The organism is Shewanella sp. SP1S1-7, assembly GCF_031932105.1.
GTDB classification, from domain to species: Bacteria; Pseudomonadota; Gammaproteobacteria; order Enterobacterales; family Shewanellaceae; genus Shewanella; species Shewanella baltica.
The window spans coordinates 114183-128935 of the sequence record NZ_JAUOEU010000010.1 but is presented as its reverse complement, the minus strand read 5'-3'; the positions used below and the strand labels follow the sequence as shown (position 1 = coordinate 128935).

17 protein-coding genes are annotated in these 14753 nt (G+C 47.1%); 9 read left to right on the top strand and 8 right to left on the bottom strand.

Going from position 1 to position 14753, the window contains the following annotated elements; genetic code table 11:
* Window positions 1-25: 25 nt before the first annotated feature.
* The 6 genes from Q4Q49_RS10515 to Q4Q49_RS10490 form a co-directional block, all read right to left on the bottom strand.
* Window positions 26-1504 carry an RNA polymerase factor sigma-54 gene (locus Q4Q49_RS10515; RefSeq protein ID WP_006083069.1) on the bottom strand — a complete coding sequence of 493 codons (1479 nt, stop codon included), beginning with the start codon at window positions 1502-1504 and terminating at the stop codon, window positions 26-28.
* A 107-nt stretch (window positions 1505-1611) separates the two neighbouring features.
* Window positions 1612-2343, bottom strand: coding sequence for an LPS export ABC transporter ATP-binding protein (lptB, locus tag Q4Q49_RS10510; protein WP_106649416.1), 732 nt, complete (start codon window positions 2341-2343; stop codon window positions 1612-1614).
* The gene (gene lptA, locus Q4Q49_RS10505; RefSeq protein ID WP_311999304.1) at window positions 2340-2894 is read right to left on the bottom strand and encodes a lipopolysaccharide transport periplasmic protein LptA; all 555 of its coding nucleotides are present in this window, start codon (window positions 2892-2894) and stop codon (window positions 2340-2342) included. Before lptA ends, lptB begins: the two co-directional genes overlap by 4 nt.
* Window positions 2881-3441, bottom strand: coding sequence for an LPS export ABC transporter periplasmic protein LptC (gene lptC / locus Q4Q49_RS10500; RefSeq protein WP_311999303.1), 561 nt, complete (start codon window positions 3439-3441; stop codon window positions 2881-2883). Before lptC ends, lptA begins: the two co-directional genes overlap by 14 nt.
* The gene (kdsC, locus tag Q4Q49_RS10495; protein WP_311999302.1) at window positions 3438-3989 is read right to left on the bottom strand and encodes a 3-deoxy-manno-octulosonate-8-phosphatase KdsC; all 552 of its coding nucleotides are present in this window, start codon (window positions 3987-3989) and stop codon (window positions 3438-3440) included. Before kdsC ends, lptC begins: the two co-directional genes overlap by 4 nt.
* Complete coding sequence (locus tag Q4Q49_RS10490; RefSeq protein ID WP_006086070.1) at window positions 3989-4966, bottom strand: KpsF/GutQ family sugar-phosphate isomerase; 978 nt, start codon at window positions 4964-4966, stop codon at window positions 3989-3991. The genes kdsC and Q4Q49_RS10490 overlap by 1 nt, the downstream gene beginning before the upstream one ends.
* Window positions 4967-5245: 279 nt before the next feature.
* Between Q4Q49_RS10490 and Q4Q49_RS10485 the strand changes: the two genes are divergently transcribed.
* The 8 genes from Q4Q49_RS10485 (at window position 5246) to murA (ending at window position 10242) form a co-directional block, all read left to right on the top strand.
* Window positions 5246-5404: a hypothetical protein gene (locus tag Q4Q49_RS10485; protein ID WP_310802633.1), complete on the top strand. Its 159-nt coding sequence runs from the start codon at window positions 5246-5248 to the stop codon at window positions 5402-5404.
* 206 nt (window positions 5405-5610) lie between these two features.
* Window positions 5611-6429: a phospholipid ABC transporter ATP-binding protein MlaF gene (gene mlaF, locus Q4Q49_RS10480; protein ID WP_311999301.1), complete on the top strand. Its 819-nt coding sequence runs from the start codon at window positions 5611-5613 to the stop codon at window positions 6427-6429.
* Entirely contained in the window at window positions 6426-7211 is a 786-nt protein-coding gene (gene mlaE / locus Q4Q49_RS10475) for a lipid asymmetry maintenance ABC transporter permease subunit MlaE (RefSeq protein ID WP_006083062.1), read from the top strand. Before mlaF ends, mlaE begins: the two co-directional genes overlap by 4 nt.
* Before the next feature lie 56 nt (window positions 7212-7267).
* Window positions 7268-7741 carry an outer membrane lipid asymmetry maintenance protein MlaD gene (mlaD, locus tag Q4Q49_RS10470; RefSeq protein ID WP_006083061.1) on the top strand — a complete coding sequence of 158 codons (474 nt, stop codon included), beginning with the start codon at window positions 7268-7270 and terminating at the stop codon, window positions 7739-7741.
* Between the two features lie 11 nt (window positions 7742-7752).
* A complete protein-coding gene (locus Q4Q49_RS10465; protein ID WP_006083060.1) occupies window positions 7753-8415 on the top strand; it encodes a phospholipid-binding protein MlaC in 663 nt (220 codons plus the stop codon).
* Window positions 8412-8696 (top strand): lipid asymmetry maintenance protein MlaB, encoded by a 285-nt coding sequence (locus tag Q4Q49_RS10460; protein WP_006086066.1) that lies wholly within the window; start codon window positions 8412-8414, stop codon window positions 8694-8696. Before Q4Q49_RS10465 ends, Q4Q49_RS10460 begins: the two co-directional genes overlap by 4 nt.
* Window positions 8697-8715: 19 nt before the next feature.
* Window positions 8716-8973 carry a BolA family protein gene (locus tag Q4Q49_RS10455; protein ID WP_006086065.1) on the top strand — a complete coding sequence of 86 codons (258 nt, stop codon included), beginning with the start codon at window positions 8716-8718 and terminating at the stop codon, window positions 8971-8973.
* A gap of 9 nt (window positions 8974-8982) precedes the next feature.
* Complete coding sequence (murA, locus tag Q4Q49_RS10450; protein ID WP_006083057.1) at window positions 8983-10242, top strand: UDP-N-acetylglucosamine 1-carboxyvinyltransferase; 1260 nt, start codon at window positions 8983-8985, stop codon at window positions 10240-10242.
* Between the two features lie 145 nt (window positions 10243-10387).
* Here murA and degS read toward each other — a convergent pair whose 3' ends face one another.
* Together degS and degQ are read right to left on the bottom strand one after the other, a co-directional pair.
* Complete coding sequence (gene degS, locus Q4Q49_RS10445) at window positions 10388-11470, bottom strand: outer membrane-stress sensor serine endopeptidase DegS (RefSeq protein ID WP_012088236.1); 1083 nt, start codon at window positions 11468-11470, stop codon at window positions 10388-10390.
* A 115-nt stretch (window positions 11471-11585) separates the two neighbouring features.
* A complete protein-coding gene (degQ, locus tag Q4Q49_RS10440) occupies window positions 11586-12938 on the bottom strand; it encodes a Do family serine endopeptidase DegQ (protein WP_006083055.1) in 1353 nt (450 codons plus the stop codon).
* A gap of 413 nt (window positions 12939-13351) precedes the next feature.
* On the opposite strand from degQ, the gene zapE reads away from it, so the two are divergent.
* Window positions 13352-14464, top strand: coding sequence for a cell division protein ZapE (gene zapE, locus Q4Q49_RS10435; RefSeq protein ID WP_115335535.1), 1113 nt, complete (start codon window positions 13352-13354; stop codon window positions 14462-14464).
* The last annotated feature ends 289 nt before the right edge of the window (window positions 14465-14753 follow it).

Sequence of the window (14753 nt, the reverse complement as noted above, 5' to 3'; positions counted from 1 at the left end):
AACGTCCTCCGATATCCACTGTAGGTTATAAACTTTTACGCTGATTAGAAGGCGGAATGAGCATAGCCTCTCGGTACTTCGCAATGGTTCTGCGGGCTACGTTGATCCCTTGTTCTGCCAGAAGCTGTGCCATCTTACTGTCGCTTAATGGTTTTTTCTGGTTTTCCGCTGCAACCAGTTTCTTAATGAAGGCTCTGATTGCTGTGGATGAGCACTCCCCACCATCGTCAGTTCCGACGTGGCTAGAGAAGAAGTATTTTAGTTCAAAAAGTCCCTTAGGGGTATGCATGTATTTCTGTGTCGTCACCCTTGAGATGGTCGACTCATGCATTTCTACCGCTTCGGCAATATCGTTCAGCACCATAGGTTTCATGGCTTCTTCACCGTATTCAAAGAAACCTTGCTGATATTGGACGATACAGTTCGCCACCTTCAACAGGGTATCATTACGGCTCTCTAAACTCTTGATAAACCATTTAGCCTCTTGCAGATGACCACGAATAAATTGGCTATCGGCTTGGCTTTTAGTGCTGCGCGCCATCGAGGCATAATGTTGGTTTACATTGATTTTTGGCATGCAGTCAGGATTCAGCTCAACCACCCAGCGGCCATTTTTCTTCGACACTGACACATCTGGGATGACGTATTCGTCATCGTTGGGCGTAATCAATAAACCTGGGCGAGGATTGAGGGTTTGGATAAGCGCTATGCCGTCTCTTAACTCATCCTCTTTTAATTTAGTCTTACGCATCAACAATCTAAAATCGCGGGCTGCGATCAGATCTAAATGATCTTTGATCAGCATGCGGGCGTTTTCTAGGTTGGGCGTGTCAGCGGCGAAATGCGACAGTTGGATCAACAGGCACTCGCTTAAATCGCGGGCGGCAACACCAATGGGATCAAAATGTTGAATGCGCTTTAGTACGGCTTCGACTTCGTCGAGCTCAACCTCAGAATTGCCCATGGCTTCGAGGATTTCGTCAGTGCTTTGGGTGAGATAGCCTTGATCGTCGATGGCATCAATAATGGCGGTGGCAATGGCTAAATCGGTTTCAGAAAACGGTGTGAGGTTTTTTTGCCATTCTAAGTGTTCATACAAGCCTTCACTGGTCTCACCTTGGAAGGGCATATCGTCTTCACGACTGCCGCCGGGGCCAGAATTGGGAGAGGCGGTGAACACTTCATCCCAGGTGGTGTCCATGGGGAGTTCGTCGGGCATGGATTCTTTGGTTAAGGACTCTGCCGTGTCTATGGTGGAGCTGTCTTTTTCTGGCGGTAGGGTGCTAGATTCACTGAAATCCGTATCGGATAGCGTTTGGTTTACAGGGTCTTTAGTGGCGTCGAATTGATCCTCTTCCAGCTCGAGAAGGGGATTAGAATCTAAGGCTTGCTGGATCTCTTGCTGCAGTTCTAATGACGACAGTTGCAACAGACGGATGGCCTGTTGTAATTGTGGCGTCATGGTTAACTGTTGACCCAGTTTGAGCTGGAGTGACGCTTTCATGTTACCGCTGATCCCTACGTTATTATTGTTGGATGAGGTCGCTTGTTATCATCTTGAGTGGAGTCCAATGGTGGCATAAATTGCCTGCATTGGCTCCGCTTGATTAACTATAGCCTGAATTGTTCACCTAAGTACACAGCCCTAACTTGCTGATTGTCTAAGATCTCTGCGGGTGTTCCTTCGGCAATCAAGTTTCCGTGACTCACGATATAGGCATGTTCACACACATCTAATGTCTCACGGACATTGTGGTCTGTGATCAACACGCCAAGGCCACGACTTTTGAGCTGTTCGATAATCTTTTTAATGTCGATAACCGAAATCGGATCGACACCAGCAAAGGGTTCATCGAGCAAAATGAACTTAGGATTTGCTGCTAACGCCCGTGCAATTTCGACACGGCGACGTTCGCCCCCCGACAATGACATGCCTTGGCTGTCACGGATGTGGGTGATGTGGAATTCTTCGAGCAGATGCTCGAGTTGTTCTTCCCTTTGCTCTTTCTTCAATTCTTTGCGCGTTTGCAGTACGGCCATGATGTTGTCATGGACGGTCAGCTTACGGAAGATACTGGCTTCCTGCGGCAAGTAACCTATGCCTTTGCGGGCGCGCAGGTGCATAGGATCTGCGGTTAAATCATCATCGTCGATAAAGATGTGGCCTTTATCGCTTTTAACCAGACCGACGACCATGTAAAAGGTGGTAGTTTTACCCGCGCCGTTCGGGCCGAGTAGGCCAACGACTTGACCGGTTTTGACCGTCAGACTGACGTCTTTAACCACTTGGCGACTCTTATAACTCTTTGCCAGATTTTGTGCTCTTAGGGTGATTTGGGTCATTTAGAGTCCTGCTTTTTCACAGGTCTATCCGCTGGCGCGTCTGGTTTGGCATCATCTTGATAGCTTTCAGGCTGAATAATAGTGATCACGCGATCGTCACCATTACCAGTGCTTTCTGCAATCAATTTTTGCTGGATGATGTTATAGCGGATCACATTACCCGTCACTTGGCTACCTGCTTGATCTAACGAAGCTTGGCCTTTCAGTGTCAGGGTACGGCTTGCCATATCGTAACGAATTTCTTTCGCGCTCGCCGAGGCTGGACGGCCATCGTCTAACACTTGGCTGTAAGTTGCTGGGTTACCAGTGGCCACTAAAATTTTGCTATTTTCACCTTCGGCAGAAAATGCACGCAGTTCATTTGCTTGGATTTTTATCGAGCCTTGGGTAACTTCCACCGGACCAAAGAAGATGATCTGGTTGTTCTTGATATCTGCCGTTTGGCTCACTGCTTTGATTTTAACTTCCTGCTTTAGGTCGTCGACTTTAGCAAAGGCGCTCATGCTCATTATTAGCATTAGGCTGGCAAGTAATACGTTATTTTGCTTCATATGTTCCTACTACCTGACTGGTCAATTTCACTTCTTGCGCGTTGAGGTCGGCATAAAGGCCTTGGCCTTGAATATTAAAATCTTTCCCTGTGACGTAAATGGTACGTTCAGAGGTCATTATCATAGTATTGAGATCGAGTTCCAGATAACTGGTGGACAAGGTCTGGATCGGTTCTTCTGCGCTAATGGCATCAATAATAACATTGTTTTCTAGTACAACCTTGCCCGTTTCCTTGTTTAGCTTGCCCTGATCTGCACTGAGTTGCCATTGTGCTTTACCTTGGTCTGGATAAACAAGATAAACAGGTTGAGTAAAGTAAGTTTGATTCGTTGAATCATAATGTTCCATGTGTTTCGCCGTCACACGGCTATTGACTAGCCCTTGTTCATTGAACTCAACACTGCGCAGATCTTCAATGATGAAATCTGGGGTATTCTGATCTTTAACTCTATTATCGGTATCACCGCTGTGTTTGTTCTGCACTTGCCAATAAAGCACTAATGCAGTTCCAAAAAAAGCAATAATCGCGAGTGTCACACGACTCATATACTCATTCCATGGGCCGAAGTGAATTTATTTTGACTGAGTAACAATAGATCTGTGAGTTCACGCAGGGCACCGTGGCCACCATTGAGCGTGGTCACAAAGTGGGCGTGCTGACGCACATAGGGATGACCATCGGCAACGCTGACAGCTAAACCGACGACATTCATCACTGGCAGATCGACAATATCATCACCGATATACGCCACTTCTTCTGGGGTAACGCCATAGAGTGCGAGCAATGCTTCATAGGGCTCGAACTTATTGTCTACGCCTTGGTAAATATGGGCAACCCCAAGGGCTGTCATACGGTTTTCAACGATTTTGGATTGACGTCCAGTGATAACCGCAAGATTAAAACCGCTGGTGAGTATCGAGCGCACGCCATAGCCATCGCGAGTGTGGAAGGCTTTTAGCTCTTCGCCGCTATTGCTTAGGTAAATACGACCGTCGGAAAACACCCCGTCGACGTCACAGATCAACAGTTTAATCTTTTGCGCGCGTTGCCACACATCATCACTGATTGGGCCGTAAAATCCTTGCTGTGGCATTAAATGACTCCTGCTTTAACCATGTCTAGCATGTTAAGAGCGCCGATTGGATGGCGGTCTTTATCGATAACAATTAATCCGTTGATGTTTTTTGAGTCCATCACTTGCAGCGCTTGGGCGGCCAACACACCGTCGGTGATGGTCACGCAGTTACGGGTCATCACATCGGCGATGGGCGTTGTACGCAGATTTACTTCGGCATCGATAACGCGGCGTAAATCACCATCGGTGAAGATACCAACCAGCTTGCGCTGATCATCGATAATCGCGGTCATGCCTAAGCCTTTCTTAGAGATTTCGTACAGGGCTTCTGTGATGCAAATATCGTGGTTAACGAGCGGTAAGTCATCACCGCTATGCATGACATCGCAGACTTTTAACAATAACTTACGCCCTAAAGCACCGCCAGGATGGGACATAGCAAAGTCATCACGGGTAAAGCCTTTTGCTTGTAGTAGCGCAATGGCAATCGCATCGCCCATCACTAAGGTCGCTGTGGTACTCGACGTTGGGGCAAGTCCAAGTGGGCAAGCCTCTTCGGGTACTTCAATACATAAATGCACTTTAGATAAGCGCGCCATGTTCGATTCGGGTTTACCTGTTACCGCAATAACGGGCACACCCATACGTTGGATGACGGGCATTAACGTGAGGATTTCGCTCGACTCACCGGAATTTGAAATCGCTAAAATCACATCGTTATCGGCTAATACCCCGAGATCGCCGTGGCTGGCTTCACCCGGATGCACAAAAAATGCAGGCGTTCCTGTGCTGGCGAGGGTGGCAGAAATCTTATTACCGATATGGCCCGATTTGCCCATTCCCATGACAATCACTTTGCCTGTGCAGTTAAGGATCAACTCGCAAGCTTCTGCAAATTCAGCCGAATCAACATATTGATAAAGATTGTCTAGGGCTGACTTTTCAATGTCGATAACTTTACAGCCCCATTGGCGCAGTTGTGATTTGTCTACCATGTCTATCTCTCTTTTTGCATTGTCTTTGTCGCCCCATTGATGGGATTGGAATAGCACAATTTGGTACGCGATAAAGATGATATGTAATAGGCTTTCTGCCAAGTTTTAGTTTGTTTTCAGACGATTTAGCATATGTCTTATTGTGGTGAATTCCCTAAAACAACAAAACAATTGCGGCAGGCTAGAGCGATTGATTCGACTCGTCAAGTTCAGCTGCGGCAGCTATTCATGCACAATAACCTGTTTAGCGGCCGAAGGTCTTGAGCAATATCATCGTCTTTGTCGTTTATTTCAATGGATTTATCCCGTATCGCTGTGGGTATTACCGCACGGGATGCCTCTATTTCACACTCGTATATCGACGCATCGCACCTAAAAGTGGACGAAGAGCGAGCTAAGTGCGAACGAATTAGCCAATATCGTCAATTCTGCAACTAGGTTGAAAACATTAAGTAACATTTTACCTGTGCATAGTGAAAACTTAGGGCGCATTTTCGCTGTAAATGAGGCAAATTGAAAGTATCGCAGGGCGATAGTGTCGATTCGGTTGTAGGTTAAAGCGCAATTACGTACAATTTGCGGCTCTTCGATTGGTCAGTCTAGGAAGACTAGGATCACCTCTTTTGCAAATGTCGGAATCAAGCATGACTCAAGAACAAACGCCGTTGGTTGAGATCCGTAATTTGGGGTTTAGCCGCGGTCAGCGTGTGATATATGAAGATATTAGCCTGTCCATTCCAAGGGGTAAGGTGACGGCGATCATGGGGCCGAGCGGCATAGGCAAAACGACCCTGTTAAAGTTGATCGGCGGCCAATTAACGCCTGACCACGGACAAGTGCTATTTGATGGCCACGATATCCATGGTGTGAGTCGCAATGAATTATTTAGTCTGCGTAAGCGGATGAGCATGTTGTTTCAAAGCGGCGCGCTGTTTACCGACATCAATGTGTTCGATAACGTGGCGTTTGCGCTGCGAGAACATTCTGGTCTGCCAGAAAACATTATTCGCACTATCGTGCTGATGAAGCTCGAAGCCGTAGGTTTACGTGGTGCCGCCCAGATGATGCCGAGTGAATTATCCGGTGGTATGCAGCGCCGCGCGGCATTGGCCAGAGCCATCGCGCTTGAGCCTGAAATGGTGATGTACGATGAACCTTTTGCCGGCCAAGACCCTATCTCTATGGGCGTGTTAGTGAAGCTTATTCGTGAGTTATCCGATGCGCTGAATCTGACCTCTATTGTGGTATCTCACGATGTAGATGAAGTCCTCGGTATTGCCGATTATGTGTATGTGGTTGCCGATAAAAAAGTTATCGCCCACGGCACGCCAGAAGAATTGAAGTACGCCGACAATCCGCAGCTAAAACAGTTTATTCAAGGCGCGCCGGATGGCCCTGTACCGTTCCATTATCCGGCGAATGATTACCAACAAGAATTAATGACAAAAGGAGTTGGCAAGTGAAGTTAATAGACAGTATTGCCGACTTGGGCCGTAGCGCGATTGAGTTAGTGCTCGGTTTTGGCCGCGCAGGGCTCATGTTGTGGGGGGCGATTTTTCGCTGGCCACGTGTGCGCAAAGGCTTTCCATTATTAGTACGCCAGATTTATGTGGTCGGTGTGCAATCTATGGTGATTATTTTAGTCTCAGGGCTTTTTATCGGCATGGTGTTGGCGCTGCAAGGCTACAACATCTTAGTTGGTTTTGGCACCGAAGAAAGCTTAGGCCCTATGGTGGCGCTCAGTTTACTGCGTGAGTTAGGGCCAGTGGTTACCGCACTTTTGTTTGCGGGACGTGCGGGTTCAGCCTTAACCGCTGAGATTGGTTTGATGAAAAGTACTGAGCAGCTATCGAGTTTAGAGATGATGGCTATCGACCCATTAAGGCAGATTATTGCACCGCGCTTTTGGGCTGGGGTGATCAGTATGCCATTGCTGGCGTTAATGTTTACCGCTGTGGGTATTTACGGTGGTCACATAGTCGGCGTGGAATGGAAGGGAATCGACAGCGGGGCGTTTTGGTCGATTCTGCAGGCGTCGGTCGAATGGCGTCAGGACATAGTTAACTGCTTGATCAAGAGTGGTGTGTTTGCCGTAGTGGTGACTTGGATTGCGTTGTATCGCGGTTATCAAGTGATCCCAAATCCGGAAGGCATCAGCCGTGCAACGACTCAGACAGTGGTTCAGTCGAGCCTCGCTGTATTGGCATTAGATTTTTTACTGACAGCCCTGATGTTTGGCCGCTAACGGAACACTGCGGATTTCGACACAGGTAAGATGGATTAACAGAGTGGTAGCTGAACATGTTGACACGAAAAATTGAATTATTAGTGGGTGTGTTTCTTTTAACGGGATTGGCCGCTTTTTTGGTCTTGGTCTTTAACGTCGCCAATATTGAAGTTAAAAGCAGCGATAGCACTTATACCATAAAAGCCAATTTCACCAATATTGGTGGCTTGAAGGTACGTTCGCCCGTTAAGGTCGGCGGTGTTGTGGTTGGCCGCGTCAGTGGCATTGATTTAGATCCCGTTAAGTTAGTGGCTGTGGTCACCTTAGTGATGGATAAGCGTTACGATAAATTCCCAGAAACCAGTAGTTTAGCAATTTTGACTTCGGGTTTATTGGGCGAGCAATTCTTAGGGTTAACACCGGGTTTTGTCGACGATGATGTCAGTATGCTCAAAGATGGCGACAAGATTGATGACACGCGCTCGGCATTAGTGTTGGAGGAACTGATTGGTCAGTTCTTATATAGTATGGGTTCGAAGGATAAATAGGGGTTACCGCTATGTTTAAAAACTTATCTCGTTTTTTACTGCCGTTAGTGATGGTTTTAGGGACAACGAGCGCTGTTGCCGCCGATGTGGTGGTCGACACTAAGGACCCGTATGCCATGGTGAAAGCCGTTGCTAATAAAACCTTCGATCGTTTTCATAAAGATAAAGCGCTAATCGATGCTGACTCAGATCATTTAAAGGTGATCGTTCGTGAAGAACTGATGCCTTATATTGATTATAAATACGCTTCTTACAAAGTCTTAGGCCAGTATCTTAAGGATTCAACCGAAGATCAGCGTAATCGTTTCGTCGATGCGTTTGAGGGTTATTTAGTGTCGACCTATGCCCAAGCTTTTACTGAATACACCAATCAAAAAGTGGAATTTTCACCTGGGGTTGATTTCAGCAAAGAGAAAATGGTGGATGTGAACGTGCAGATCATCGAAGCCGGCCGTCCGCCAATCAAACTGCTGTTTAAGGCACGCCGTTTGAAAGATGACTCATGGAAGGCATTCGACTTAGTCGCCGAAGGTGTGAGCTTACTGTCTTCTAAGCAGTCTGAAATCTCGAATCTGATTCGTCAGCAGGGTATCGATCCTGTGATTAAGATGCTCGAAGATCGCACCAAAGAAAAAGTGACCATCAAGGCTAAATCAGGGAAGTCGCAGTCGTGATTGAATTTGTGCAACAAGGCACAGTTTGTCATCTCAAAGGGCGCATAACCCAAGCCGATGTCATTACACTTTGGCCACAGCGGCAACAACTGCTGGGCGAGTCTACTCAGATATTGTCTTTATCTGGGCTCGAATACAGTGATAGCGCTGGCATGGCATTTTTGCTGGCGTTAGTGCGTGAACATGGCAGCCAACTTGAATTGAGTTCAGCCTCACCACAACTTAAAAAACTCATCGATTTATATGATTTACATGCCTTCTTTACCGAAGAAGCGCATTGAGAATAGGGTAATAGATTTCATGGAATGCAGCTTAATCGAACAGATTTTACGTGATGCGTTAGGGCTTGAAGAAGTTCACGCTAGCTCGGATGGTAGCCATTATAAAGTGATCGCCGTAGGCGAATGCTTCGATGGTATGAGCCGAGTCAAACAGCAACAAGCCATTTATGCACCGTTGACGGCACACATTGCCAGCGGTGAATTACATGCATTAACGATCAAAACTTTCACGCCGACTCAATGGAAACGCGAAAAAGTTTTCAACATGCCTAGCTAGTGAGGAAAAGTGGATAAACTAACAATTCAGGCAAGCCCCCCGCTTGCCGGTGATGTGATCATTTCAGGTGCTAAAAATGCGGCTCTGCCTATTCTGATGGCAGGCGTATTGGCCGAGACCGATTTTGTGGTTTCTAACGTGCCGAATCTTCGCGATGTGACTACGAGCTGTAAATTATTACGTTGCCTCGGTGCTGAAGTGACTGAGCTTGGCGACGGACAGATCCGCATTTCAACCACTAATCTGAATGAGTTTTGCGCTCCCTACGATCTCGTGAAAACCATGCGCGCGTCTATCTTGATCTTAGGGCCGTTATTGGCGCGTTATGGTACCGCAGACGTGTCATTGCCAGGCGGCTGCGCCATTGGCGCAAGACCGGTGAACTTACACTTACATGGCCTCGAAATGATGGGTGCCAAGATTGAAGTGAAAGAAGGCTATATTAAAGCCCGTGTTGATGGTCGTCTTAAGGGCGCACACATTTTCATGGACATGGTGAGTGTCGGCGCAACCGAAAACTTACTGATGGCTGCGGCGTTGGCCGATGGCGAAACCGTGATTGAAAACGCGGCGCGCGAACCTGAAGTGATCGATTTGGCCAATTGCTTGATTGCCATGGGCGCAAAAATCACCGGCGTAGGCAGTGCAACCTTGCGTATTCAAGGGGTTGAGCGTTTACAGGGCTGTAATTACCGCGTGATGCCAGACCGTATCGAAACCGGTTCATTCTTGGTTGCTGCTGCGGTAACTCGTGGCCGTATTCGTTGCCTAAAAGCCGATCCTGCATCACTTGAGTCAGTTATCGCTAAGCTTGAAGATGCGGGCGCTAAGATTACGACGGGCGAAGATTGGATTGAGCTTGATATGCAAGGTAAGCGTCCAAAGGCGGTCAATATCAAGACGGCACCTTATCCCGGTTTCCCAACGGATATGCAGGCGCAGTTCTGTGTGCTTAATGCCTTAGCGCAAGGTACGGCCACCATTACCGAGACCATCTTCGAAAACCGCTTTATGCACGTACCAGAGCTTATTCGTATGGGTGCAACCATGGAGCTTGAAGGTAATACCTGCATCATCCAAGGGATTGAATCCTTAAGTGGTGCGCAGGTGATGGCGACGGATTTACGCGCGTCAGCGAGTCTAGTGATTGCGGGTTTAGTGGCCGATGGTAAGACGATTGTCGATCGTATCTATCACTTAGACCGTGGTTACGAGCACATTGAGAATAAGTTCCAAGGTTTAGGCGCGCAGGTTGTGCGTACTCAGTAACGAGTTATTGAGCTATTGAGCTATTGAGCTATTGAGCTATTGAGTTAGGCCTGAGGGATTAAATCTCGACCCATTAAAAAACCAGCTTAAAAGCTGGTTTTTTGTTGTCTGCGTTTTAGTGTGCTACGCAATGAGGGGCGCGACTCTAGTTATCGACCACAACCTTCTCATCGATAATCACAGGTAACTCCTGTTGTTTACCTTGGCGTATCACAGTCATCAACACTTTCTTACCCGGTGTGGTTTCAGCGATGCGATCCATCAGCATTTCAACACCTGGCACATCTTCACCATCGTATTTAATAATCACATCCCTTGGCATTAAGAGGGCACGCGCCGCAGGGCCATTAGGATCGACACCTGTAACAAGCACACCTTTTAGGTCGGGTAGATTAAGGATCTGCGCCACCACAGGGTTAATTGGCTCGCCAGAAATACCCAAAGCACCACGGATCACGCGGCCGTTTTTAATCAACTTACCCATAATGCTGTGGGCCAATTTAATTGGGATAGCGAAGTTAATCCCATGGCCGCCGCCTTCTTCACCCACTTGGAATGCTGCGGTATTAATACCGATAAGGCTGCCGTTAGTGTCAATGAGCGCGCCTCCAGAGTTACCGGCATTAATCGCCGCATCGGTTTGCAAAAAGTCTAAGTAACCAGAACTTAAGCCGTTACGACCCGTGGCACTGATGATGCCTTGGGTAATGGTTTGGCCTAAATTGTAGGGATTACCAATGGCGAGCACGACATCACCAACTTGAGGTGGACTGTCGAGATTAACGGGGACAATCGGTAAGTTATCGCCTTCAATCTTGAGTACCGATAAATCGGTTTCAGGATCAAAACCTACCACTTCAGAGGTAAATTTGCGTCCATCTTGCAGGGCGACAACAATTTCGTCGGCCTTTTTAATGACATGATAATTTGTAAGAATATAGCCTTCTTTGCTCATTATCACCCCAGAACCTAGGCCTTGTAGCGAGCCCGAGTTAAGTGGGCGGTTCTGATCTATGCTGAGGCTATAAATGTTAACTACGGCAGGCGCTGCGCGGCGGACCGCCTTGGCAAAGGATAGCTCGACTGTGTTGTTGGCCCGGGTTTGTAGCAGGCTATTACCGAGGGATTGGTTATCGAAATAACGGGTTACCAATAAAAACATGGCCGCCATGATAAGACCGAAAAGGGTGGCTTTACCGAGATATAATAGTGTGTCTTTTATCGTCATGGCAGGATGGATCTTGAAAAAGGTGAGTTAGATTAACATGTTTAATCTATGTAAGCATAGGGAACCTAAGCTCCCTATGCTTATGTGTGGCAGAAAAAATGACCTATTTAGTCGATTAACGTAGGACTAAATACAACATGCTCTTATCACGCATGATCTTCAGTGCCACCGCACCTTCTTGATCTTTTAGCTGTGCTTTAAGTGCCTTAAGATCTTTAATTGCAGTACGGTTAATACCGACAATCACATCTCCTTTTTGTAAGCCACTCATTGCCGCAGGTGAACCTTGGGCGACATCGGTGATTTCAATGCCCTTAGATGAGTTTTCTAAGGATGCACCCTGCAACATAGGATGCACGGCGCCAGCCGCAGATTCACTGGTTTGGCTTGCTTCACCTAAGGTCACCTTAACGGTTTTCTTATCACCGTCGCGGATGAGTCCTAGCTCAACCTTAGCACCCGCGCCCATAGTGGCGACTTTGGCACGCAGTTCTTGGAAGGACTTAATACCACGGCCATCGACGCTGATAATTATATCACCCGCTTTAATACCGGCTTTTTCGGCGGCACTGTCTTTGGCTACTTCATTCACGAAGCCGCCGTGTTGGGTGTCTAAACCAAAGCCTTGGGCGAGTTGGCTATCAAGATCGCGTCCCGAAATACCCAGTACTCCGCGGCGTACTTCACCGTGTTCGGCAATTTGCGCGACCAAGTTTTTCACCATATTGGCTGGGATCGCAAAGCCGATACCAACGTTACCACCGCCCGGCGCTACGATTGCGGTGTTAATCCCAATCAATTCCCCGTTTAAGTTAACGAGTGCACCACCCGAGTTACCACTGTTAATCGCGGCATCGGTTTGAATAAAGTTTTCCAGCATTTCTATGCCTAAACCGCTACGGCCTAAAGCACTGACAATACCTGAAGTCACGGTTTGCCCTAAACCGAAGGGGTTACCAATGGCAACGGCAAAGTCACCAACACGTAAGTCGTCAGAGTTTGATGACTTGATTGCGACAAGATTTTTTGCCTCAATTTGCAGCAATGCAATATCCGATTCTGAGTCAGTACCAATGAGTTTGGCCTTTACTTCACGACCGTCATGTAGACCAACTTGAATATCATCAGCACCATCAATCACGTGGTTATTGGTAACGATATAGCCCTTTTCGGCATCAATAATAACGCCTGAGCCTAAGCCTCTAAAAGGACGTTCCTGCACTTGCTCTTGTGGCGCATTGGGGCCAAAGAAGTAACGGAAAACATCAGGCACTCTTTGTTTTGAAACATGAGTCCCCGTAACGGCTACGGACACAACAGCAGGTGTCGTACGCTCAAGCATGGGCGCAAGACTTGGAATGGATTGTCCCTCAACCGTCTGTGGAATGGCGGCCTGTGAGACGACAGGCATCATAGTCAGGGTCGCGGCTAACATTGCGGCTGAAAGTACAGATAATTTTGTTTTCATCTATTCATAACTCCAAATAAGGGTTGAACGATCTGGATGTAATGCATCAGCTATTGTGCGAGTGCCAGATCAAATCTGTATCGGTACCGGCTATTTGCCTAGGTAACCATTCGGACACGCACCTAATTGAAAAAGTTCATCATATTAACAAATGTTAATTTTTTTGAGCCTATTTTATCGGCTGTTTCATACTCGTTGCTGAGTGGAAAACTGTGGGCAAGATACTCATTTTTCAAGCCCTGATATCAGCAAGTTTTGCCGATTAAAATGACCTACAGCATAGAGGTTTATTCGCCGTTTGTATGCTGTTTAGCGTTGAGGCAAAAGTCGTATTCAGCATTAATATATCCTGCGCCACATTGGCCGTGCTAATATCATCGCAGTTTTAATAAAGGACATAAGAGAATTAAAAAGTGCCTCAGTTAAGCCCTTGGCAGCATTATCAAAAAGATCTTACCCGTGACGGTTTTTCCCATGATCCGGCCCAAGAAATTGCGGTCAAAGCATTACAACGTGTCTATGAAGACTTAACGGCGGCGGAAGAGCCGAGTTCTATCGTAGGGAAATTGTTTAGTGCATTAGGCTTAAAATCGGCGCCTGCTTCACCTAAAGGCCTGTATCTTTGGGGCGGTGTGGGGCGCGGTAAAACCTATCTGATGGATACTTTTTTTGATGCCTTGCCTGGCGATCAAAAGCTGCGGGCTCACTTCCATCGTTTCATGCATCAGCTACATTTAGATTTAGATGAACTGAAAGGCGTGCGCGATCCCTTGCTGGTGATTGCGAAAAAGATGGCCGCGAAATATCGCGTTATCTGTTTCGATGAATTCTTTGTCTCCGATATTACCGATGCCATGTTGTTAGGTACGCTGTTTCAAGCGCTATTTAAAGAAGGCGTTGTGCTGGTCGCTACGTCTAACATCATCCCCGACGACTTATATAAAAATGGCTTACAGCGGGCACGTTTCTTACCCGCTATAGCCTTAATTAATCAACATTGTGAAGTGCTCAATGTGGATTCTGGCATCGATTATCGACTACGCACCCTTGAGCAAGCGGAGATTTATCATCATCCGTTAGATGCACAAGCCGATGCCAATCTTATGCGTTATTTTAGCCAGTTAGCGCCTGAGTCTGAGGTGCTTACCGCCGACATCGAAATCGAAGGTCGTAGTATCAGTATTCGTCAGCAGGCGCAGGGCGTATTGTTGGCCGATTTTAGAGCGCTCTGTGATGGTCCGCGAAGTCAGCGTGACTACATGGAATTGGCGCGGATTTACCATACTGTGCTGGTCAGCGGCATTGAGCAAATGGGCGCATTTTTGACCGGTGATGATATCGCCAGACGATTTTTAGCTATGGTTGATGAGTTTTACGAGCGCAATGTAAAGCTTATCGTATCGGCCCAAGTGCCACTCGAAGACATCTACGCCGATGGCTTGCTTAACTTCGAATTTAGACGTTGTCGCTCGCGTCTTATTGAGATGCAATCACACGATTATTTGAAAACAGAGCACCTGCCTTAACCCAGCGACGCAAGAGTTTTGCTTTAACTCCCGTGTTAAATCACCAGTGGCTTGTTAATCCTTAGGATGACAAGCCAGATTGGTCGATATTTTATAATTTTTATCAAAATATCAGGTGATTTTTAACTCAGCTTTGTCTATACTCCGCCACCTGCCCACGTTACTCCGCCAATTGGGCGGAAGTTGTAAGCCGAAGTCAGTGCTCGAAGGGGTGCTAAAAGGCAATTTTGTGTTGTTTGCAAATGCAGACAGCATGTGAGACAGAAAATTAACTTTGGGTTTTTGTAAT